Below are 21,111 nucleotides of genomic sequence, written 5' to 3' on the forward strand. Positions count from 1 at the left end.
TATGTTGACGAAAGAAAAGGTTCAGAATTTCCTTAAAGAGATAGAAGTTGATGATTTGGTGACCAATTTTCAGGTTATGGGCAATGACGTGTATATAGACATGACGGCTCACTCACCTGCAATGCACGAAAAGAAAAAGCTGGAAGCAGCGATGAAGCAGGCTTTTGCCAGCGAATTTGGTGAAGAGGTTCATTTAAAATTAAAAATCGTTTCTCCGGAACCTAGTGAAATTCAGCAAAGTCAGATCAAAGGGAAGCAGATTCCCGGAATTCAAAATATTATTGCCATCGCTTCCGGAAAGGGAGGTGTTGGTAAGTCTACCGTTTCAGCAAATATGGCGGTTACTTTAGCAAAAATGGGTTTCAAAGTAGGATTATTGGATGCCGATATTTACGGGCCGTCTGTTCCTACCATGTTTGATACGGAAGGTCAGAAGCCGATTTCTGTGGAAATTGACGGTAAAAATTTAATGAAACCTATTGAAAATTACGGCGTGAAAATGCTTTCGATAGGATATTTCTCAGGAGCTAATCAGGCTGTGGTTTGGAGAGGTCCGATGGCTTCAAAAGCTTTAAACCAGATGATCAGGGATGCAGCTTGGGGAGAATTAGATTTTTTACTGATCGATCTGCCTCCGGGAACTGGTGATATCCACTTGTCTATTATTCAGGAAGTTCCTGTAACAGGGGCGGTGATCGTAAGTACACCTCAACACGTGGCTTTGGCAGACGTAAGAAAAGGGATTGCTATGTTCCAGATGGAAAGCATTAATATTCCTGTTCTTGGATTAATAGAAAATATGGCGTATTTTACACCGGAAGAATTACCTGACAATAAATATTATATCTTTGGAAAACAGGGAGCGCAGTATTTAGCTGAAGATCTTGGAATTCCTGTATTGGGAGAGATTCCTTTGATCCAGAGCATTAGGGAAGCAGGAGACGTAGGCAGACCGGCTGCTTTACAGGAAAATTCTAAAATTGCAGAAATCTATACCGAAACTGCCCGAAATATGGTGGAAAGTCTGGTGGAAAGAAATAAAAATCTTCCTCCGACGGAAGCGGTAAAGATCACCACAATGGCGGGATGTTCTCCGAAAGCTAAAAAATAAATATTTTTCATCAACTGAAAAAACCGAATTGAACCGAAAAAAATATGGAAACAAATATAACGCACGAAGAAACAGTAACGAAAGTAATGGAAGCTTTGGAAAGTATCCGACCGTTTTTGAATAAAGACGGAGGCGATATCGAGCTGATTGATGTGAAAGATAACTTGGTTTATGTAAAGCTTTTAGGAAACTGTTCTGGTTGTTCTCTTAATTTTTCAACGTTAAAATTAGGGGTGGAAAATACAATCAAACAACACGCTCCTGAAATCGAGAAAGTAATAAGCGTAGAGTAAGAAAATAAAAATATATTTTTTTAAAGGCAGACTTTTTAGGTCTGTCTTTTTTTGTCTTTTTTAAGAAAAACTTAAAAAAATTATGAAATTTTTTATAGTAATAATTCTACACCGTTGTGAATATTATATGTATTATTTTTGTAAAAAAATTATTTACAATGCTATATGGGATGTGTGCATGTAATATACTTTTTAATCTAACATTTTAAGGTCCAGTATTTTTTAAGGCAGTTTGCGCAAAAAAAATCAAAAATCTGAATTCTGAAAATTTTTCAGGGTTAGAAAAATTGTATAAAAATATTCCCCAAACCCTTTTAAATAAAGAAATTTATTAGAAAAACACGTGGTATTTGGTCTATTACTTGTATTGCATTTTGTAAGTGGAAAAGCCCCGAATATTATTATTTCCATATTTCCGGAAAAATACTGTTTTGTGGAATTTATTATCAAAAACTAAGAATTATGAAAAATATACTCATTGCTGACGGACATTATGTTGTGAGAACTGGTACTGCGTTATTGCTTGAATCAAAGCTGGGAAGCTCTTGTAAGATAGATTTTGCCGAAACTTACAATGAGGCCAAGGAGATGGTTTCTAAAAAGATGTACGATCTTCTGATTATTGATATCGATATCCCTCAGAGTATTTTCAAAGCAATGGTAAAAGAGCTTAAAAAGAAGCAGAAGCAGTTAAAAATTTTAATATTTTCTACGTATGAAGAAAATGTTGGAATCCAGTACATAGAAGAAGGAGCAGCGGGGTATCTCAATAAAGGAGCATCGGAATCTGAGATCCTGATGGTGGTAAAATCCATATTTGAAGAAGGATATTATTATACCGTAAATATGATGAAAAAGCTGGTGTCTCACTCCACCGAGTCTCATTCTGTGGAAAGGCTTTCCAAAAGGGAGTTTCAGATATTCAAGCTTTTGGCGGAAGGCAACGGAAATATAGAAATATCGAATATTTTGAATCTGAAAATGTCTACGATAAGCACTTACAAGAAAAAGATTTTTGAAAAACTGAATGTGAAAAATGTTGTAGACCTCGTGAGAATTTATGATGATATGCATTAAGATAGAGAAACCCAGTGAATTTTTTTCGCTGGGTTTTGTTTTATTTTAAAATAATACGGATGTTGAATTTGTTAAAAATATCAATAATTTTATCAAAATTTTTCTTTAAAAGTTTTTTACTTCTTTCATGATTATGCCATGTGATTTCTGCAATTGATTTTACTCCAAAATCCCCGCATAAACAATCGTATAGAGCAGATAATTGTCTACCGAAATATCCTGCAATTCCATTCACTTCTTCGCCCAGTGTACAAAACAATTCATCCAAATTGTGAAAATTATTTCCATCAAGCTGGATGATAATATTTTCCCTATCAATTTCCGGTCTTCTCACACATCCTGTGAAAACGAGCCAGCCTTGCAATTCATCTTTATCAAGTTTTTTCCATGTATTTTTTTCGGTAATCTCATTGTTAAGGTACATTTTCCATGCTTTAAGAAAACCTTTTGGAGGATGCCATACATATCCGTTTAATGTGATGTTGTTCTTTTTAGATTTAATGATTCGAACTTTACTGATAAAAGTTGAAGTTACAATAGATTTATCCTTGTCAAGCATATGAATGTAGCCATTATTATCATAAAGTTTTGTGGCTTTTTCAATTTCATATTTAAGTTTTTCAACATCATGAACGTTTATTAATCTTAATTCACGATAACCAAGATTGGTTTCATTACTTTCAAGATTTTTGGCGTCATCAATATATGTGATAATTTCGGTCTCTTCACCAGTGTCTAATGAGAATGCAAACATTTTATTTGTGTAAGTTTTTAATAATTTCTGTAATCAATTTCAAAACCTTCGTCGATTTCTTCCGGTTTGTGAAATTGAGTTCCTTTTACCCATATCCCATCGATGCCGCGATAAGTGGGAATTCCGCTGTCTGATGAAATTCCAGCACCGGTAAGAAAAGTGAAAAGATTTCGTTTTTCTTTATGATAAATCTGATGGATGATTTCTTCTAATTGCTCTTTCATAGCTTTATAAAGTTTAAAACTAATAAATTTCTCCACAACAAAAAAGCCCCGAAACAATTCCGGAGCTTTTTTTAATCAACTAAATAATATATTCTACTTTACAATTACTCTTTTTAAGTGTCCTTCCGAAGTTTTTACCAGATAAACTCCTGTAGAAAGCTTCGAAGTTTCGATTGTTAAAGCGTTTTTCTCTTTTCCGATTAATTTTCCGGACATATCATACAATTCATAATCCTGAGCTCTGTTGAAGTACAGCGTATTTCCTTTTGTAACCGGATTCGGGAATACATTGAAGGTCGCTTTTTCAGCTTTTACTTCACCGGTTGCCAGCGTTGTAGAAGCGATTTCGTACATCGATAATGTTCCGCTGATTTCGTTGGCGATTACTACATATCCTTTTCCTGTCGTCGTATTTTCAGGAGCGATGTAGATGATACCTTCCGGGCCGTTATCACCACCATAAGCCGAGGTCATTCGGGAATTTTTGTAATCCGTGAAAGTCGGGTTATTCGGATCTGTCACGTTGTAGACCATCACACCTCCGGTTCTTTCCAATGTTACGAAGGCGTACGTTTGCCCATTGATAGTTCCTAAAGCTATACCTTCCGGTTCAGGACCTTTGGCGCGGCTTCTGTTTTTGGCTCCGTTGGATTCATTATCAGCATTAAAAATCAATGGATGATTGGCGGCAAGATATCTTTCAAACCTGTCACCACTGTCGTAAACGATCTGTTTGGTATCGGCATTGAAAATGGAGAACGAACGAGCTCCCAATGCTGCAATTTCCTCAAATTCCGCATCTCCGTCTGTATTTCCTGTCGCATTAGAAACCCTGAATCTTCCTAAGTTATAGGATGCTTTTAAAATAGATGATTGTGGGAAAAGTGTGGCATCCAAAGTATAATTATTTGCCCCTACCGTTGTTCTTTCGCTGAAGCCTGAAAGATCTTTTTCGTCACCTTCGTTAGCAGTTATCACATAATTTGTGCCTCCTGTTTTAAAATTCTGAACGGCATCAGGCATATAATAAGCTTTCACGGGCCAGTTGGCGATTAAAACTTCACCATTGTTATCAGAAGCATCAAAACCGTTTCCTGGAAGGCTCATATCTTTTTTGCCCAGCCCCCAAATGCTTGTAATTGTTTTAGTGGCTAAATTAATTTCCGCAACGGCATTATTTTCCTGAAGTGTAACCCAGGCTTTCTGGCTGTCTGCGCTGATGGTAACATATTCTGGCTCCAAATCCTGAGACAAGGTATTATTGGTTCTTACTTTTCTTAAACCTGTCGCCGCCAATGTTGCAACCTGAGAATCAAAAGCATTGAAATTAAGCGTTGTTACGTTGCTTTGAGAAAGGTTGTTAATTCCTCCCGAAATATCAATAATACTAATGGTTCCTTCCGGATCTACCGTATAAGCGTCGTTGGGTTCGCCTTCGTTGGCTGTGATCACTTTTGTTCCGTCCGGAGAGAATGTCACCATATCCGGTAACGCACCTACCGTAACTTGCTTCAGGAAATTTCCGTTAATATCAAAGAAAACCACAGAACCGTTTTGTTGCGGATTGGCATTCGGAGAAGCAGCTGCAATGATTCCGTTTTTCACGGCGATGCTAGTAATTCCGCCGTAAGGAGCCATATTAATGGTATTTACAACCGTTGGCGTATTTGGATTACTGAAATTAATAATGTCAAAAACATCGGTAATTGAACTGATCGTAAATAGTCTTTGGGTTGAAGGATCATGAACTACAATTTCCGTAGAACTGTTATTGTTTCCAGAAGGATCGAAGCTTCCGATATAATTTAATGAAATTTGATTGGATGGAACAGGCGCTGGTTTGTCATTGTCAACAATATACACTGTTGCATTGTTGTCACCCGAAATCGTTGCACCAACCGGATTTTCAAGGCTTACTACAAAATATTCCGCTTGTTGCTCTTCTAAAGCATCATCGTTGATTGGAATATTGACCGTATAATCTGTCGTTGAAGGAGTAAGGGTAATGGTTTGATTGGCCAAAGTAAAATCATTACTGTCCGCAGTACCGAACGGAGCCGGTTTTACCACCAAATTTACCGATGAAGCAGATGGATTATTAACATTGATTTTAAATGCTAAAGTCCCCGCATTCTCATTGACTTTAATGAAATTTTTATCTAAAGAAATAGAAGTTCCCGCTGTTGTAAACGTTGCAGACGTTGAAGTTGTCACGGCATTATCACTCGTATCTTCCACCATATTCGGTTTTAATGCTAAATAATAAGCCTGATTCGGAACTAGCCCTGAAGTCGGGATAACCGTGATTTTATTGTTAGCGAAAGTCGTCATGAAGGGAACCTGAGCTCCTGAAGAATTTCCAAGACGGAAATCTACAAGATTTTGTGCATTAGAATCGTTGATCGCAGAATTGTCGGCTAATCTTATATTTTCATTGAAAGAAATCGTAGGATTTGCGGTAGTTGAGGCATTATTTGTGTTGTTGGCAGGAAGATAAGTTACGGTGGGTGGAGTAGTGTCGGCTCCTCCAGCTGCTGTTGCATCGACTGTAAAATTGTCGAAACGGTTGTTCCCGACAGTTCCTCCCGAACCTGCTGAGAACTCAACTTTTAGTTTAAAATTCGGATTGTTGGCCACGCCCGCAATGGCAGAAAAATCAAAAGTTACCAGTTGCGGATTGGCGTCTAGCGGAGAAACCGTCTGGTAAGTCTGGAAAGTTGTTCCATCCGTAGAATAAGACCAGGTCTGGGTTCCTGCTCCTGAACCTGATCTTCTGGTCGTAAATTTTACAACAACATTGTTATAGCCTGTTGTCGGCAAATTAAACTGTAAATTCCCGTTAATAGGGAAGTTATATCTCAAATGCGTTCCTGAAGCGTCGCCGTTTCTGGCATTTAAATTTTCTACATTGAAGTTTTGTCCCGTTCCTCCCGCGAAATCGATCTCGGTGGTTCCGCTTGTCACGACAGCCATGGAACCTCCAACCAAAGTGGATGTAGGCGTTATGATGGTAGCTGCGGAAGCATTGTTATTAAAATTCCAGTAATGGATAAGGTTTGTCTGTCCGAAAACTGCACCCTGAAGAAAGAATGCGGCTACTACAGAGCCTTTTAATAAGTAGTTGTTAATCATTTTTTACTTACATTAAATTTATGCAAAAATGAACCTTCTACTTTGTAACTATTTTAATGGAATCTTAAGAAATGTTTAATATTATGTAATGATTTGTAAAAAAGGCTGAAAATGAAGCAGGGTGAAAGGGCAAAATGGCTAAAGCAATTCTGCGAACCTTTGGTCTTTACGATCTTACTTATTTAGTAACCTTTCCGGAAAAATTCAGGTTTTTTCCTGTTGATTTTTTTCCGTCCAATGGGTGTTTTTGCATATAGAAAAACCCCGAAATTGCAACTAAAACGAGTAATATAAAGGCAACCAGAAAAATTCTTTTTAACATTTCTTTCATATCGCCAGATTTTTAATGTCCTTAATTTCTAATGTAGAGGTTGGGTACCCTTTTTTCACTGCATTGATCATTGCCTTGCCAACGTCGTGCAAAGTTAGTGATTTTGAAGGTAATAGCACAGGAAAAAACCAGATAAAAGGTTTAAAAAACCATTTTACATTCACCTGACCTTCAACGGGTTTCATAAAACCGGGACGGAAATTGTACTCCGAACGGAAGCCCAATTTTCTTAAGGCATTTTCTGTTCTGCCTTTTACTCTTGCCCACATCAGTTTTCCGCTTTCGGTTTTGTCGGTATGTGCCCCGGAAACATAGTTGAAAACCATATCCGGATTTTGGTTTAAAACAGCTTTTGCAAAATGTAGGGTTGTGCCGTAAGTAATTTTGGTATAATCTTCTTCATTCATTCCTACACTGCTGATTCCGGCGCAGAAGAAACATGCGTCGTAGCCTTTAAGATTTTCGTCATTCAGGCCGATGTTCAGGAAATCCGGGATGATGTATTCTTTTAGTTTGGCGTGCTTTTTTCCGCAAGGCTTTCTGCTTACGCTTAAAACTTCGGAAACATTCGGATTTTCAAGACATTCCATTAAAACGCCTTCTCCTACCATTCCTGTTGCACCTGTGAGAATTATTTTAATTGAGTTCATTTTTTTAATGTTGTTATTTTGATGACGTTTTAGAAATTCACTTTACTTTAAAAAATAGCAAAAATTATACAGATTTTTTTTAGGTCATTGCGTAGAATGAAGCAAACCTATAAATGAAAAGAATATTTTGCACATCGTTTGTTATGTCATTCAGGAAGGATCTCAACGGTAGAAAGAGAAAGGAAAGTTTTTAATCAGATTAGAGTTATTTTAAAATAGTGCAGAGATCCTTCCAGGATGAGAAAGGTGTGCTGAAATCGTGAGCCTTGTCAAGGTTTAGACTATTGAAATAACGACAAATACCCTAGCCCCGATTGAAACGACATCCTTTTGGGTTGCGGCTGAAGCGAAGCGGAAGCCGTAACCCAAAAGATATAGAGGAAAGCGGGAAACAGCTCCTAAAAAAATAAAAACCGATCTTATCGACCGGTTTTTATTTTGTGAATTATCTTTTATGCTGCAGTTTACTGTAAATATTGTGGATGAGCCCGTCTGCAACAGAAATCTTCGGAACAAAAATCCGGTTGATCTCCGACCAGGTCATCACATTGTTGAAAATTTTTAAGGCATGAACCAAAACATCCGCTCTATCTTCACGCATATTGTATTTTGTCATTCTTTCTTCCACAGAAAGTCCGTCGAATTCTTTGTAGACTTTTCTCAGGTGGGAAAGCGACATCGGTTTGCCGTCTTTGGTTTTGCTCATCGAGAAAACTTTGTTGATGTTTCCTCCCGAACCGATGGCTACGATAGGTCTTTTGCTGTTGATATTTTTCCTGATTTCTTCTTTCATATCTTTCCAGTTATCGGGCGTTACCAAATTATTCAGCAAACGGATGGTTCCGATGTTGAAAGATTTTTCGTAGATCATTTTCCCGTTTTCGTAGAAAGTAAGCTCGGTAGAACCGCCGCCTACGTCGATATATAAATAAGCAAAGTCTTTATCCAAGCCTTCTGCAACGTGATTTTCAAAAACTAAAGTTGCTTCTTCATCTCCGGAAATAATTTCGATATCGATTCCCGAAGTTTCCTTTACTTCGCGGATGATGTCTTGTCCGTTCGTAGCATCACGCATCGCGCTGGTAGCACAGGCTCTGTAATGTTCCACTTTGTAGATTTTCATCAGGTCGCTGAAAATTTTCATCGAATCGATCACCATTTTTTCTCTTTCTGGGCCGATTTTTCCCAATGTGAAAACATCCATCCCTAATCGTAAAGGGATTCTTAAAAGATTAAGCTTAATGAATTCCGGCTCTTTGTTGTTGAATTTTACTTCATTAATTAAGAGTCTGGCCGCATTACTACCGATGTCTATGGCTGCAATCTTCATTTTTTGTCTGTTTTTGCTTTTAAATATTTATACGTTTCTATCTGAGAACGACATTCTTCTTTGTTGTTGCTGATGTATTCGTTGCCCAATTTTTTGTCTAAAATACGAGCTTTTACATTATCTTTCAACTGAATATCCAGAATATCTTTCAGTTCTTTCTTCAGATTCTTGTCTGTGATCTTTGCCGCAGCTTCGATTCTGTAATCGAGATTTCGCGTCATCCAGTCTGCGGAAGAAATATAAATGTCTTCTGAGCCTTTGTTGTAAAAATACATGACTCTCGCGTGTTCCAGATACTCGTCTACGATGCTTATCGCTTTTATTTTTTCTTTAAAATCTTTTTGATTGATCGCGCAATAGATTCCTCTTACAATCATTCTGATAACCACTCCGGCCTGCGCTGCTTCGTATAATTTTTCAATTAAAGCTCTGTCGCTTACCGAATTGGCTTTGATGATCATTTCGGCTCTTCTCCCTGCTTTTGCTTCCTCGATTTCCTTATCTATATGATGCACAATTTTTTCCCGCATAAATTGTGGACAAACCAACAGATTTTTACAGGTTTTAAGGACAGGTAAAAAGTCGTCTTTAGGCTTTTTCAGGATATTAAATACTTTATTAATATCTGCCATTACGCCTCGGTCTGCGGTCATTACCAGATGATCTCCGTAAATTCTTGCCGTTTTCTCATTGAAATTACCGGTACTAATGAAACCGTACTGAATGGTTTTGTTGTGCGCTCTTTTTTTGATGACACATAATTTGGCGTGTACTTTTTTATTCGGAAGCCCTACCAGAACGGTAATTCCTTCCGGTTCCAGCATTTCTTTCCATTCCAGGTTGGATTCTTCATCGAATCTTGCCTGAAGTTCCAGCATCACCGTTACTTCTTTTCCATTTCTGGCTGCATAGATCAAAGCATTAATGATTTTTGAGCTGCTCGCCAAACGATACGCCGTAATCTGAATCGATTTTACATCCGGATCCATTGCGGCTTCACGAAGAAGGTCGATCACCGGATTGTATTTATGGTAAGGGAAGGTAAGGAGCACATCATGTTTTAGAATAACATCGGTCACTCTTTCGCCATGTTCAAAAGCGGGATGGGTGAAGGAAGTTCTCTCGACAGGTCTTGCATAGGTTTCAAAAACATCAGGGAAATCCATAAAATGTTTGAAATTATGAATCTTTCCACCTGGGATGATGCTGTCTTTTTTGGTTAGGTTCAATTTTCGGATCAGCATTTCAAGAAGTGCCTTATCCATATCTTTATCAAAGACAAAACGGGTCGGTTTTCCTTTTCTCCTGTTTTTTAATCCTTTTTCGATTTTCTCAGCAAAGTTGGTGCGGATGTCATTATCCAGATCCAGCTCGGCATCTTTTGTTACTTTAAAGGCATTTGCCGCAAATTCGTCATATCCGAAATAGGAGAAAATATGGGGTAAGTTGAAGGTAATAACATCTTCCAGCAACATCACATCTTTTTCCTCCGGATCTTCTGTCGGAAGCAAAACGAATCTTCCCACAAAACGAGAAGGAATTTCAATAATGGCATAATTACTCGAATACTGCCAGTCTTTTTTTCTCATTGCAACGCCCAGATAAAGACTTTTGTCTCTCATGTAAGGCATCGGCGTATTTTCGTGAAGAAGGATGGGAATTACGTTTGATTCCACCACTTCATCAAAATAGGTTCTGACAAATTCTTTTTGCTTGGCCGTTAAATTCTTTGAAGTTTTAATGAAAACTTTATGCTCAGCCATTTCTCCCAGAATTTTTTTCCAGGTTTTGTCGAAATTCTGCTGCTGTCTCATCACAATGTCATTGATCTTCTGAAGGATCTTTGAAGGTGGCTGATAAAAAGATTCTGCAATTACTTTTTCCTTAAAATCCATTGCACGTTTTAATCCTGCGACCCGCACTCTGAAAAATTCATCAAGATTGTTGGAGAAAATCCCCAAAAAACGGATTCTCAGGTGTAAAGGTACTTTTTCGTCCATCGCTTCCTGCAAAACTCTTTCGTTGAAGGCAAGCCATGTGATATCTCTCGGATTGAAGTGTAATGACATTCTCTAGTTTATATTCATCAAAAATAATAATTCGGCGGGTTATTATAGATATGAAGTAGGTTAAACTTTGATTAATTTTTTCAGGTTTTGTCAATATTCAGACTGTTTAAAAGACATTTTTAACCTTGATTTTCCACTGAAATAAGACTTTTCTGTCATTTTGTCATAAAACCTTGTCTGGTACAGATATTGAGAATTTGAGAGTGTAAATTAAAATTAAAAATTTAGAAAAAATATAAAATATTATGAGTAAAATAATTGGAATTGACTTAGGAACAACCAACTCTTGCGTTGCTGTAATGGAGGGTAAAGACCCTGTTGTTATCCCTAATGCAGAAGGTAAAAGAACGACTCCTTCTATTGTAGCGTTTACAGAAGATGGAGAAAGAAAAGTGGGAGATCCTGCAAAAAGACAGGCTGTAACGAATCCAAAGAAAACCGTATACTCTATCAAAAGATTTATTGGTACTCATTTTAAAGATGACGGAAGCGAAATTTCAAGAGTTCCATATGAAGTAGTAAAAGGACCAAACGATACAGTAAAAGTAAAAATCGACGATAGAGAATATACGCCACAGGAGATCTCTGCAATGATTCTTCAGAAAATGAAGAAAACTGCTGAAGATTATCTTGGGCAAGAGGTTACAAGAGCGGTAATCACTGTTCCTGCATACTTCAACGATGCACAAAGACAGGCTACTAAAGAAGCTGGTGAAATTGCCGGTCTTAAAGTAGAAAGAATCATCAACGAGCCTACAGCTGCAGCATTAGCTTATGGATTAGATAAGAATCACAAAGACCAGAAAATCGCTGTGTATGACCTTGGTGGTGGTACTTTCGATATCTCTATCCTTGATCTTGGAGACGGTGTATTCGAAGTATTGTCTACAAACGGTGATACGCACTTAGGTGGTGATGACTTTGATGATGTGATCATCAACTGGATGGCTGATGAATTCAAAGCTGAAGAAGGTGTTGACTTAAAATCTGATGCAATCGCATTACAAAGATTGAAAGAAGCTGCTGAAAAAGCAAAAATAGAATTGTCTTCTTCTCCGCAAACTGAAATCAACCTTCCTTATATCACGGCTACAGCTACAGGTCCTAAACACTTAGTAAAGTCTTTAACTAAAGCTAAATTCGAGCAATTAGCTTCTGACTTGGTAAGAAGATCTATGGAGCCGGTTGCTAAAGCATTGAAAGATGCAGGTTTATCAACTTCAGATATCGACGAAGTAATCTTGGTAGGTGGTTCTACAAGAATCCCGATCATCCAGGAAGAAGTGGAAAAATTCTTCGGTAAAAAACCTTCTAAAGGAGTAAACCCGGATGAGGTGGTAGCTATCGGTGCTGCTATTCAGGGAGGTGTACTGACAGGTGATGTGAAAGATGTATTGCTTCTTGACGTTACACCACTTTCTTTAGGTATCGAAACAATGGGTTCTGTATTTACTAAATTAATTGAAGCAAATACAACCATTCCAACCAAAAAATCTGAAGTATTCTCTACAGCTTCCGACAACCAGCCGGCTGTAAGCATCAGAGTAGGACAGGGTGAAAGACCAATGTTCAACGACAACAAAGAAATCGGTAGATTCGACCTTACGGATATTCCACCGGCGCCAAGAGGGGTTCCTCAGATCGAAGTGACTTTCGATATCGACGCAAACGGTATTCTAAGTGTTTCTGCTAAAGATAAAGGTACTGGTAAAGAACAGACGATTAAAATCCAGGCATCTTCAGGTCTTTCTGACGAAGAAATCGAAAGAATGAAGAAAGAAGCTCAGGAAAATTCTGCAGCAGATGCCAAGAGAAAAGAAGAAGTTGAAATCTTCAACAAAGCTGACGGATTGATCTTCCAGACTGAAAAGCAATTGAAAGAGTTTGGTGATAAATTATCTGCTGACAAAAAAGCAGCAATCGAAGCCGCTCACGGAGAATTGAAAACAGCTTTCGAAGCTAAAAATGCAGACGACGTAAAAGCTAAAACAGAAGCTTTAGACGCAGCATGGATGGCAGCTTCAGAAGAGATGTATGCAGCAGGACAAGGTGCTCAAGGTGCAGACGCAGGAGCTCAGAATCCTGGTGGAAATGCAGGAAACGAAGATGTACAGGATGCAGATTTCGAAGAAGTCAAGTAAGCAGTTAAACACTGATAAAAATAGAAATCCCCGAGCGTAAGCGAGGGGATTTTTTTATTATAAAACTGAATAATTTCAGAATAATTATTCGTAATGAAGGTTACCAAATAACGATTTCCAGAAGTTTCAAAGAAAATATACCAGGTTGTATTTTGGTTCGCTTTATAAAAAATATATTTTGAACCTAATTCTATAAGGTTAATTGGAGTTTGTTTTGGTTCTTTTTTTTAAACTCATCTCCTGAAATTCCTCTTTGCCACTCTTTTTCAAAATCAAAAGATTTTCTGAGACTAATTTTATTAATTTCTTCAATTATTTCAGGATTTTCCAAAGAATTTATCCACTTTATAATTTCATTTTTTTCAGCAGAAATATTCATTGTGTAACAAATTTTATAAACAAATATAAGAATTTCTTTATTGAGCTAAGATTATTTACAACAAAGAAATTTTACTTAATTAAAACAAAAAATCTCTACATTAGTATAATTTTTAACCTCAAAAATAACATTTAAATGAAGTTTTCTAAAATTATTGTAATCTTAACAATATTCCTATTTCAATTCAACTTTGCTCAGGAAAAAGCTGATGTAGTATTAAATAAAGCCCTTACCGAAGCAAAATCAAAGAATAAAAACGTACTTCTGGTCTTCCATGCGTCATGGTGCAAATGGTGCCATGTGATGGAGAAGAATATGAATCTGCCGGAAACAAAACCGATTTTTGACAAAAAATTTGTTACGACATACGTTGATGTGCAGGAGATGGGTGAAAAGAAAAAACTTGAAAATCCGGGAGGCCAGGAGCTGATGAATAAATATAAAGGAGAAAATGCAGGACTTCCATTCTGGCTGGTTCTGAATCCTAAAGGTGAGGTGCTCGCAGATTCTTTTAATGAAAAAAATGAAAATCTTGGCTGCCCTTCAACTGCTGAAGAAGTTGCTGTTTTCATAGCAAAACTGAAGGAATCTTCAAAAATGAATGATAAAGAACTTCAAACCATACAAACGGTTTTCGCAAAAAAGAATTAATAAAAAACTCCCCGAATATTTTGTTTGGGGAGTTTATTTTTTTAATTAAATTTTATTTACCAAAGAATATTTTATCCTGCTTTCGCTGGTCATTATAAATAACCTGGAAACTCACAGGCATGTATTGATAAAGAAGCTTCCAGTGTTCTATTTTGGCGTGCTTTTTAAAGCTTTCGAACGATCTTACGAAAAGATTTTCAATCATCGATTTTACGTACGAATTCCCGTTTCTGTACAGCCAGTCCATCAGTTTGATGTGGTGGGCTATAATGTTGATCTTCGATTCCTGCAGAAGGTCTTTCAGATAATTGACTGTCGCCTGGATCGCTCCTGCAAAGTTCTCTTGTACAGATAATTGCGAGATTTCAGGTCGAAGTGTTGGATAGAAAAATTTTAAATATTCAATAGCTATTTTTTGGTTAATAGTTTGCATTTGTACATTCATCATAATTAATATTTTTCAGAACACATCTATTGCCACGAAAAGTATACCAAAGTTTACAAACAGGCAGCAAAAATAAATACACCCACAATCACTGCAATGTGAGTTGCTAAAATCTCCAGATTGTGTCTGTTGGTGGTTGTTTTCAGTGTTTTCCAGTCTGATATTCTTCTGATTTTTGATTTCATAAATTGTTGATTTTTAATACGTTTATAATATCTTATTTTTTTCGTTTTTGTAATGAAATAGGTGAATATTGTAATGAATTATATGCCATGGTTATAAATCTGCTTGGCATAAATTCTCTGCAAATCCTGGGAAATGTGACTAAAAATCATTTTCCGGTATTCTTCAGTGCAAAAAGCGGTAGAATTGTCCAGTGAAAAGATGAATGTATTTTCAATAGCATTTTTTAATACAACATCGCCATTTCTGTAAATTTCATCCATCTTTTTTAAGCTTTTAAATAAAAGATTTCTGTCGTTCTGGCGGATCATGTTTTTAATCTGGTCTGTGAAAGTCTGCATGACACTGTAAGAATTTTGTGTTCTGTTTCCTTTCCATTCGCTTTGGATATCGGGAATCACGTCTGTAATTTCCTGAGCAGCTTCTAAATAATTCATATTAATTTTGATTTAATTCTAACACTTTAATAATACCACCGAAAATAAAGACGACCAGAAATGCCATCAATAAAAGGTGATAAGGCTTCATCCATTTTGGGGTTGCCGGTCCTTTGCTTTTTAATCTTCTTAGCTTATCAATTCTGTTTAAAGTCTTTAAGTCCATTTTGCTTATGTTTTGGGAATCATGATGCCAATTGCATTCCTTTGAAAATTATTTTAATTTAATTAATTGTAAATGAGTGTTTTATTGGTTTTAATTTAAATTTTTAAGGAAAAAAATCATGTCAAAATGATAAGGTTTTTATCAGAATGAAAAGGCATAAAAAAATCCTCAGGGTTTTCCTGAGGATGTGTATTTGATTGATTTTTTTAATTCTTTTTAGGCTTTGCGTTAAAAAGTATTTATTGAATTAATATTTCGAGGATTGAAGCTTTACTGTGTTTTTATCAATTATAATCTGGAACAGGTTAGAATAATCGTCCTCAGAAATCGTTTCAAAAGGTTTTTTGGCTCCAAAGGCTTCCAAAATACTGAGAATTGTATTAGAATGCCCCACGATAATTACATTTTTACCGGAATAATTGTTGAGAATTTCGTCAACAAGTTTTTTATTATCGGAAGGGTTGTAGCTGGTAATTTCAATTTTGTTGAATGCTGCAATAGGTTGCAAAGTCTGCTGAGTCCTATAAAAAGGGGTAGAATAGGCAGCTGAAAATTTTACGTTCTTTAGTTTTTTCAAGAGTTCTTCTGCTCTCTGTTTTCCAACTTCACTAAGGTTGGGATTTTTATTATTTGCATCAGAAATATCCTTTTCCGCGTGTCTTACGATGTAAATGCTGGTATTCTGAGAATGCAGAAATGTAAAGGAAAAAAGCACTAAAAGTATTGTTACTAAATTTTTCATCCGAGTTATTTATTATGGACTTTGATTACAAAACTAAAGTACAGATTATATTCAAATCTCAAAATAGATTTATTTGTTTCTTGTTGTCTTTGAAGTTTAAAACTATATTTGTGGCTTCAAAAAAGATCAAAAAAATGTTTTCAAAAATAGTAGTACACAGAGTCGGAAATAAAATCAATGGAGAGTCTTTAATACTTTCTCAGGAAGAGCTGGAGCTGGATGAAGGAATGGCAGAATTGCTTGAAAATTACTTTCTGGGTTCGTTCAAATCGGAGGAAACTTTTCATTTTTACAGCGATTCTTATTTGGTGAATAACCCGGTCTACAGTTCTGTGTCCGAGATTTTTGATGATAAGGCAAAATTCCTCTGGGAATCCGAAAACATTGCAAAACATCTTTTCGAAGCTGCCGAAAACCCAAGAGTTCAGGGTGGAGAATTATTTATCGTTTATTTTGAGGATGAAAGAGAAGGCACGGAAAGAGTAGATAAAATAGGTATTTTTAAAACTGAAAAAAGAGAATCTTTCTTAAAAATTTCTCCTAATGGAGAGACTTTTGACATCGAAAAAGATCAGGGAATCGGTTTGTCGAAAATTGACAAAGCTGCTTTAATTTATAATAATGATAAAGAAACCGGATATGTGCTTTCTGTGGTTGACAACAACAAAAACGGAGATATGTATTACTGGTACGAGGATTTTTTAAAGGTAAAACAGCGTGATGACGAATATTTTCATACGCAGGAAGCTTTAATGGTGTACAAAGATTATATCACCAAACAATTACCTCAGGAATTTGAAGTTTCTAAGGCAGACCAGGCGGATTTTTTAAATAAGTCGATCAATTTCTTTAAAGAAAAAGAAGAATTCAAACTGGATGAGTTTGCTAATGAAGTCTTGGGAGATGAGCATGTAATCGAGAGTTTTAACAATTTTAAAACCGATTACGAGCAGGATATGCAGATCAATATTGCAGAAGAATTCCCCATCAGTGAAGCTGCGGTGAAGAAAACCCAGAGACATTTTAAAAGCATCATTAAGCTTGATAAAAATTTCCACATCTACATCCACGGAGACCGTCAGAAAATTGCTACGGGAGAAGATGAAAAAGGAAAATACTATATGCTGTATTTCGATAAAGAAGTTTAATTCTTTTAAACTTGTTTATTTAACCACAAAAGCTACAAAATATTTAATAAAAATTTTTGCGCCTTTTGTGGTTAAATTAAAATCAATTAAACAAACTATTAATTAAAAACCAGAACCATTTTATGGAGCCTAAAATCATTGATTTATCAAAGCCAATCCAATACAACGCCGGAGATCCGTGGTTTATGAAAGTGAAAATCAAACATAAATCTCATAAAAAATCACATTGGCTGATCCGTCTGGCATTGGGACTTCCTGCGAAATTATTTCCGAAAAACTGGACAGGCTGGGCAGATGATAAGATCAAAAGTATGGGACTTCATTCCACTACCCACATCGATGCGCCTTGGCATTATGGCCCTGTTGTAGAGGGAAAACCGGCAAAAACCATTGACCAGATTCCCCTGGAATGGTGCTACGGCGAAGGAATCGTTATCGATTGTACTCACAAAGAGGATTTTGTTGCCATTACAGGTGATGATTTAAAACAAGATTTAGATAAAAACGGAATCACCATAAAACCTGGAAATATCGTCCTGATAAGAACAGATCGTGATAAATTAATGGGAACTCCCGATTTTCCCAACAAAGGAACGGGAATGAGCCGTGAAGCTACAGAATGGCTGATCGATCAGGGAGTGAAAGTAATGGGAATCGACCAGTGGGGATGGGATCTCCCGTTGAAATTTATGGCTCAAAAAGCAAAAGAACTCAATGACCCGGAATACTTTTGGGAAGGTCACCGAGTGGGCATCGACAAAGAATATCTGCACATGGAGCAGTTGACCAATCTGTCAGCTTTGCCACCTTCAGGATTTAAAATTTGCGTTTTTCCACTGAAGATTGTTGGTGGTTCTGCAGCTCCGGCTCGGGTTGTGGCTATTATGGAATAGAATTCAATTTAATATAATTTAACTTTTTTAACACTATCAATATCACCAAAATAAGAATTGGCGCAAAGGCTTGCTATGATTAATAAACAACTGTTATTTTATGCGTTTTTGTGGTATTTGTTTCTATAGAAAAAGTACTATAGCTGTAAAAATTTCGTTATCTTTGATAGATCAAAGTATTATATGAATTTTGTAGAGTGTCATGAAGAGCCCATTCATATTCCGGGCTACATACAAAGTTTTGGTTATCTGATTGGCATCGACGCAGAATCTCACTCCATCACTTTTTTTAGCAAGAATATAGAGGACATTTTTAATATCGGAAATAAAGAAATTCTTTTCGATAAGAAAATTACAGACTTCCCGGAAAGTTTTAATAGCATTATAGAATCTGATATCTACAATTCGCTAAACCGATTTACCCAAAGAGAAAACGAAACGTATTTCGATAAAATTTTTATCAGGGACAAAGAATATCATTTCTCCGTTTTCAGAAGTAAAGCTCATATTTTTCTAGAATTTGAAGAAGTTTTAGAAAACCCTCATAAAAGAATTTCCAATAAGTATGACAGTTTTTATATTGTAGATAATGCTCAGGAAATTTGGGAACAGCTGCTCAATACCCTTTCAAGAATTGTGAATTATGACCGGATGATGGTCTACAAATTCATGATGGACGGTTCAGGAAAAGTAATCGCAGAAAGAAGGGGTGAAGATATGGAAAGCTATCTGGGGCTGCATTATCCGGAAAGTGATATTCCGAGACAGGCAAGGGAACTTTACTTTAAAAAAAGAAAGAGAATTTTCAGCAATGTATACGCAGAAACCGTTCCGCTTCTGAGCAAAAGACAGGAAGATATCGACCTTACATATGCCACCTCACGCGGAATGTCGCCTATTCACGGGCAATACGTAAAAAATTCCGGAGCTTCATCTAGTTTCAGTGTTTCGATTATTATTGATGATCACCTGTGGGGATTGGTAACCTGCCAAAATTCTGAGCCGAAGCATATTGATCTGGAAGACAGAGTGCAGGCCGGGATTTTCACGGCGTTGGCTTCCAATGCATACTCTTCATTTAAATCTAAAAATGAACTGAATTACCGTTTAGAGCTGAACGAAAAATCTTCAGAATTAAAAAAAGAATTCTTAAAATACAACAGTTTATTAGATTCTTTAATTGAAAATAAAACCGAGATTAAAGATCTTCCGGAAGCCGATGGTTTAGCCATTGTTTCGGATGAAACGCTGGTAACGGAAGGAAATACTCCGAGCCGTAAAGCTATTGGAAGAATTATTCAGTGGGCACACGAAAATACCGAAGATAATATTTACATGAGCCGGAATTTCCTCAGAAATTATGGGGAAGAACTAGAACTGGATACAAATTCGGCAGGAATTGTCATTTATTTCATCGAAAGAAGTAAAAACAATATGCTGATCTGGTTCCGGAAAGAATTCGACGAACACATCAACTGGGCAGGAAAGCCTGAGAAAAAAATCGAAGTGTTTTCGCAAAACGGAGAAGAAAGACAAATCGTTTCTCCACGAACTTCTTTCCAGATTTTCACCGAAAATATTAAAGGAAATTCCAAACGATGGAACTCCAGAAACATTGCAGCACTGCAGTCTATACGGGATCTGATCCTGGAGACTTCACATAAAAATTACAACACGATCAAAAGGCTTAATGATGAGCTTAAAAAAGTGAATGAAGAGCTCGACAGTTTTTCATACACCATTTCCCATGACTTGGGAACGCCTTTGACGGTGATGAAACTGAATGCTCAGATGCTTCTGAACAGTCTTACAGATGGTTCGGAGAAAAGCAAAAATAAGATCAATTCCATTATTGAAGAGATCGACAATATGGCAGAGATGATGCATGATGTTTTACAATTAAGCCGTGCAAAACACAGCGAGATTCAGCTTGAAAATCTTCCGACGGTCAACACGATTCAAAAAATTTCGGAGAATGCGAAGATAACGTACAACAGCCCGAAAAGCGAGATCATTATCAAAGAATGTCCTGATGTTTTGGCAGATAAAACAATGATGCATCAGGTATTTTTAAATATCATCAATAATGCTGTAAAATATTCTTCCCACAAAGAGCAGCCAAAAATCGAAATTGAAGGTTTTGAAGCAGGTGATAAGATCATTTACAGAATAAAAGACAACGGAATCGGAATTCCTGAGGAGGAAAAACATAAGATGTTTAAAATTTTCAACAGGATGGATAATGCGAAAAAATTTAAAGGAAACGGAGTGGGATTGTCTATTGTACATCGCATTATGAACAGAATTGGTGGAAATGTAGAGTATGAAAGCAGTGAAGAAGGAACTTCTTTTATTTTAACATTTAAAAAGCCTTAAATCTGAAGATCAAATCTTATGATGGTATCTGAATATCTAAAACAAAATACGGCAGAATATCACGATGCTGCGGAAAAGCTTTTTAACTCAGAAAAAATTTTTAATAAAACTTTTACGCTTGAAGATTACAAAAAAATCATCAGTACCAATTATCTGATGCTTCTTCATTCTGAAAATAGAATCTTCGACAGTCTTTCTGATAAATTCTCTGAAAAGCTTCAGTTAAGCAACCGAAAAAAACTTCATTTAATTGAAAAAGATCTGGAAAGTCTTGCCTTAAAAAATCAAAGTGCTTCCCACGAACTTGAATTTTCCAACGAAAATGAAGCATTAGGAGCGATGTATGTGATCGAAGGTTCTACATTGGGTGGAAATGTGATCGCCAAACAGCTGTCTAAAACGGAAGGTTTTGATAACGTGACATTCAATTTCTTCGGATGTTATCAGGAAAATACCGGATCTATGTGGAAAAATTTCAAAGAAGTTCTGGATACGGAAGTGGCGGAAGAAAGCTATGATGAGGTATTGTCGGGAGCTAAAAAGCTGTACACTTTCCTGCTAAATGTGAACTGATTTTTT

22 protein-coding genes are annotated in these 21,111 nt (G+C 36.6%); 9 read left to right on the forward strand and 13 right to left on the reverse strand.

From position 1 onward, the window contains the following. Position 1 precedes the first annotated feature (1 nt). The 3 genes from BMX24_RS01795 to BMX24_RS01805 all read left to right on the forward strand — a co-directional run bounded on the left by BMX24_RS01795 (position 2) and on the right by BMX24_RS01805 (position 2,481). Entirely contained in the window at positions 2–1,111 is a 1,110-nt protein-coding gene (locus tag BMX24_RS01795; protein WP_089790373.1) for an Mrp/NBP35 family ATP-binding protein, read from the forward strand. A 44-nt stretch (positions 1,112–1,155) separates the two neighbouring features. Beyond that, positions 1,156–1,404, forward strand: coding sequence for a NifU family protein (locus BMX24_RS01800; protein WP_089790374.1), 249 nt, complete (start codon positions 1,156–1,158; stop codon positions 1,402–1,404). Positions 1,405–1,866: 462 nt separating this feature from the next. Further along, complete coding sequence (locus tag BMX24_RS01805; protein ID WP_089790375.1) at positions 1,867–2,481, forward strand: response regulator transcription factor; 615 nt, start codon at positions 1,867–1,869, stop codon at positions 2,479–2,481. Positions 2,482–2,521: 40 nt separating this feature from the next. Here BMX24_RS01805 and BMX24_RS01810 read toward each other — a convergent pair whose 3' ends face one another. From BMX24_RS01810 to ppk1, 7 genes are all read right to left on the reverse strand, one after another. Beyond that, complete coding sequence (locus BMX24_RS01810) at positions 2,522–3,235, reverse strand: barstar family protein (protein ID WP_089790376.1); 714 nt, start codon at positions 3,233–3,235, stop codon at positions 2,522–2,524. A gap of 17 nt (positions 3,236–3,252) precedes the next feature. Then, the gene (locus BMX24_RS01815; RefSeq protein WP_317040868.1) at positions 3,253–3,459 is read right to left on the reverse strand and encodes a Sir2 family NAD-dependent protein deacetylase; all 207 of its coding nucleotides are present in this window, start codon (positions 3,457–3,459) and stop codon (positions 3,253–3,255) included. A 93-nt stretch (positions 3,460–3,552) separates the two neighbouring features. Beyond that, the gene (locus BMX24_RS01820) at positions 3,553–6,591 is read right to left on the reverse strand and encodes a choice-of-anchor I family protein (RefSeq protein ID WP_089790377.1); all 3,039 of its coding nucleotides are present in this window, start codon (positions 6,589–6,591) and stop codon (positions 3,553–3,555) included. A gap of 178 nt (positions 6,592–6,769) precedes the next feature. Next, positions 6,770–6,922: a hypothetical protein gene (locus tag BMX24_RS21100; protein WP_170835636.1), complete on the reverse strand. Its 153-nt coding sequence runs from the start codon at positions 6,920–6,922 to the stop codon at positions 6,770–6,772. Next, on the reverse strand, positions 6,919–7,572 hold the full coding sequence (locus BMX24_RS01825; protein WP_089790378.1) for an NAD-dependent epimerase/dehydratase family protein: 654 nt from the start codon (positions 7,570–7,572) through the stop codon (positions 6,919–6,921). The genes BMX24_RS21100 and BMX24_RS01825 overlap by 4 nt, the downstream gene beginning before the upstream one ends. A 445-nt stretch (positions 7,573–8,017) precedes the next feature. Then, on the reverse strand, positions 8,018–8,902 hold the full coding sequence (locus BMX24_RS01830) for a Ppx/GppA phosphatase family protein (protein ID WP_089790379.1): 885 nt from the start codon (positions 8,900–8,902) through the stop codon (positions 8,018–8,020). Then, positions 8,899–10,971 (reverse strand): polyphosphate kinase 1, encoded by a 2,073-nt coding sequence (gene ppk1 / locus BMX24_RS01835; RefSeq protein ID WP_089790380.1) that lies wholly within the window; start codon positions 10,969–10,971, stop codon positions 8,899–8,901. Before ppk1 ends, BMX24_RS01830 begins: the two co-directional genes overlap by 4 nt. A 245-nt stretch (positions 10,972–11,216) precedes the next feature. Between ppk1 and dnaK the strand changes: the two genes are divergently transcribed. Next, positions 11,217–13,112: a molecular chaperone DnaK gene (dnaK, locus tag BMX24_RS01840; protein ID WP_089790381.1), complete on the forward strand. Its 1,896-nt coding sequence runs from the start codon at positions 11,217–11,219 to the stop codon at positions 13,110–13,112. Positions 13,113–13,302: 190 nt separating this feature from the next. On the opposite strand, the gene BMX24_RS01845 is transcribed toward dnaK, so the two are convergent. Beyond that, positions 13,303–13,491, reverse strand: a complete 189-nt coding sequence (locus BMX24_RS01845; RefSeq protein WP_089790382.1) for a hypothetical protein — start codon at positions 13,489–13,491, stop codon at positions 13,303–13,305. 135 nt (positions 13,492–13,626) lie between these two features. Here BMX24_RS01845 and BMX24_RS01850 point away from each other — a divergent pair, with 135 nt between their 5' ends. Next, positions 13,627–14,142 carry a thioredoxin family protein gene (locus BMX24_RS01850; protein ID WP_089790383.1) on the forward strand — a complete coding sequence of 172 codons (516 nt, stop codon included), beginning with the start codon at positions 13,627–13,629 and terminating at the stop codon, positions 14,140–14,142. Between the two features lie 52 nt (positions 14,143–14,194). Here the strand turns inward: BMX24_RS01850 and BMX24_RS01855 are convergent, their stop codons facing one another. The 5 genes from BMX24_RS01855 to BMX24_RS01865 form a co-directional block, all read right to left on the reverse strand. Beyond that, positions 14,195–14,590, reverse strand: a complete 396-nt coding sequence (locus tag BMX24_RS01855; RefSeq protein ID WP_089790384.1) for a DUF7674 family protein — start codon at positions 14,588–14,590, stop codon at positions 14,195–14,197. Positions 14,591–14,640: 50 nt separating this feature from the next. Then, positions 14,641–14,772, reverse strand: coding sequence for a hypothetical protein (locus BMX24_RS21415; protein WP_262485632.1), 132 nt, complete (start codon positions 14,770–14,772; stop codon positions 14,641–14,643). A gap of 78 nt (positions 14,773–14,850) precedes the next feature. Further along, on the reverse strand, positions 14,851–15,207 hold the full coding sequence (locus BMX24_RS01860; protein ID WP_089790385.1) for a DUF7674 family protein: 357 nt from the start codon (positions 15,205–15,207) through the stop codon (positions 14,851–14,853). 1 nt (position 15,208) lies between these two features. Further along, on the reverse strand, positions 15,209–15,373 hold the full coding sequence (locus BMX24_RS21105) for a hypothetical protein (RefSeq protein ID WP_170835637.1): 165 nt from the start codon (positions 15,371–15,373) through the stop codon (positions 15,209–15,211). Positions 15,374–15,620: 247 nt separating this feature from the next. Continuing rightward, positions 15,621–16,115, reverse strand: coding sequence for a phosphoglycerate mutase family protein (locus BMX24_RS01865; RefSeq protein WP_089790386.1), 495 nt, complete (start codon positions 16,113–16,115; stop codon positions 15,621–15,623). 134 nt (positions 16,116–16,249) lie between these two features. On the opposite strand from BMX24_RS01865, the gene BMX24_RS01870 reads away from it, so the two are divergent. The 4 genes from BMX24_RS01870 to BMX24_RS01885 all read left to right on the forward strand — a co-directional run bounded on the left by BMX24_RS01870 (position 16,250) and on the right by BMX24_RS01885 (position 21,105). Further along, on the forward strand, positions 16,250–17,263 hold the full coding sequence (locus BMX24_RS01870) for a nucleoid-associated protein (protein ID WP_089792684.1): 1,014 nt from the start codon (positions 16,250–16,252) through the stop codon (positions 17,261–17,263). A gap of 122 nt (positions 17,264–17,385) precedes the next feature. Then, positions 17,386–18,156, forward strand: a complete 771-nt coding sequence (locus BMX24_RS01875) for a cyclase family protein (protein ID WP_089790387.1) — start codon at positions 17,386–17,388, stop codon at positions 18,154–18,156. 183 nt (positions 18,157–18,339) lie between these two features. After that, complete coding sequence (locus tag BMX24_RS01880) at positions 18,340–20,532, forward strand: ATP-binding protein (protein WP_089790388.1); 2,193 nt, start codon at positions 18,340–18,342, stop codon at positions 20,530–20,532. A gap of 18 nt (positions 20,533–20,550) precedes the next feature. Next, positions 20,551–21,105, forward strand: a complete 555-nt coding sequence (locus BMX24_RS01885) for a biliverdin-producing heme oxygenase (RefSeq protein WP_228404635.1) — start codon at positions 20,551–20,553, stop codon at positions 21,103–21,105. The last annotated feature ends 6 nt before the right edge of the window (positions 21,106–21,111 follow it).

It is taken from the genome of Chryseobacterium wanjuense (assembly GCF_900111495.1).
Taxonomy (GTDB): domain Bacteria; phylum Bacteroidota; class Bacteroidia; order Flavobacteriales; family Weeksellaceae; genus Chryseobacterium; species Chryseobacterium wanjuense.

What these genes read in the sequence shown, in the direction of transcription:
- BMX24_RS21415 (WP_262485632.1), bottom strand. Translation starts at nt 14,772, where the DNA reads ATGAAATCAAAAATCAGAAGAATATCAGACTGGAAAACACTGAAAACA.
- BMX24_RS21100 (WP_170835636.1), bottom strand. Translation starts at nt 6,922, where the DNA reads ATGAAAGAAATGTTAAAAAGAATTTTTCTGGTTGCCTTTATATTACTC.
- BMX24_RS01850 (WP_089790383.1), top strand. Translation starts at nt 13,627, where the DNA reads ATGAAGTTTTCTAAAATTATTGTAATCTTAACAATATTCCTATTTCAA.
- BMX24_RS01805 (WP_089790375.1), top strand. Translation starts at nt 1,867, where the DNA reads ATGAAAAATATACTCATTGCTGACGGACATTATGTTGTGAGAACTGGT.
- BMX24_RS01830 (WP_089790379.1), bottom strand. Translation starts at nt 8,902, where the DNA reads ATGAAGATTGCAGCCATAGACATCGGTAGTAATGCGGCCAGACTCTTA.
- BMX24_RS01865 (WP_089790386.1), bottom strand. Translation starts at nt 16,115, where the DNA reads ATGAAAAATTTAGTAACAATACTTTTAGTGCTTTTTTCCTTTACATTT.
- BMX24_RS01875 (WP_089790387.1), top strand. Translation starts at nt 17,386, where the DNA reads ATGGAGCCTAAAATCATTGATTTATCAAAGCCAATCCAATACAACGCC.
- BMX24_RS01880 (WP_089790388.1), top strand. Translation starts at nt 18,340, where the DNA reads ATGAATTTTGTAGAGTGTCATGAAGAGCCCATTCATATTCCGGGCTAC.
- BMX24_RS01885 (WP_228404635.1), top strand. Translation starts at nt 20,551, where the DNA reads ATGATGGTATCTGAATATCTAAAACAAAATACGGCAGAATATCACGAT.
- BMX24_RS01795 (WP_089790373.1), top strand. Translation starts at nt 2, where the DNA reads ATGTTGACGAAAGAAAAGGTTCAGAATTTCCTTAAAGAGATAGAAGTT.
- BMX24_RS01825 (WP_089790378.1), bottom strand. Translation starts at nt 7,572, where the DNA reads ATGAACTCAATTAAAATAATTCTCACAGGTGCAACAGGAATGGTAGGA.
- BMX24_RS21105 (WP_170835637.1), bottom strand. Translation starts at nt 15,373, where the DNA reads ATGGACTTAAAGACTTTAAACAGAATTGATAAGCTAAGAAGATTAAAA.
- BMX24_RS01820 (WP_089790377.1), bottom strand. Translation starts at nt 6,591, where the DNA reads ATGATTAACAACTACTTATTAAAAGGCTCTGTAGTAGCCGCATTCTTT.
- BMX24_RS01870 (WP_089792684.1), top strand. Translation starts at nt 16,250, where the DNA reads ATGTTTTCAAAAATAGTAGTACACAGAGTCGGAAATAAAATCAATGGA.
- BMX24_RS01810 (WP_089790376.1), bottom strand. Translation starts at nt 3,235, where the DNA reads ATGTTTGCATTCTCATTAGACACTGGTGAAGAGACCGAAATTATCACA.
- BMX24_RS01845 (WP_089790382.1), bottom strand. Translation starts at nt 13,491, where the DNA reads ATGAATATTTCTGCTGAAAAAAATGAAATTATAAAGTGGATAAATTCT.
- BMX24_RS01860 (WP_089790385.1), bottom strand. Translation starts at nt 15,207, where the DNA reads ATGAATTATTTAGAAGCTGCTCAGGAAATTACAGACGTGATTCCCGAT.
- ppk1 (WP_089790380.1), bottom strand. Translation starts at nt 10,971, where the DNA reads ATGTCATTACACTTCAATCCGAGAGATATCACATGGCTTGCCTTCAAC.
- BMX24_RS01815 (WP_317040868.1), bottom strand. Translation starts at nt 3,459, where the DNA reads ATGAAAGAGCAATTAGAAGAAATCATCCATCAGATTTATCATAAAGAA.
- BMX24_RS01855 (WP_089790384.1), bottom strand. Translation starts at nt 14,590, where the DNA reads ATGATGAATGTACAAATGCAAACTATTAACCAAAAAATAGCTATTGAA.
- dnaK (WP_089790381.1), top strand. Translation starts at nt 11,217, where the DNA reads ATGAGTAAAATAATTGGAATTGACTTAGGAACAACCAACTCTTGCGTT.
- BMX24_RS01800 (WP_089790374.1), top strand. Translation starts at nt 1,156, where the DNA reads ATGGAAACAAATATAACGCACGAAGAAACAGTAACGAAAGTAATGGAA.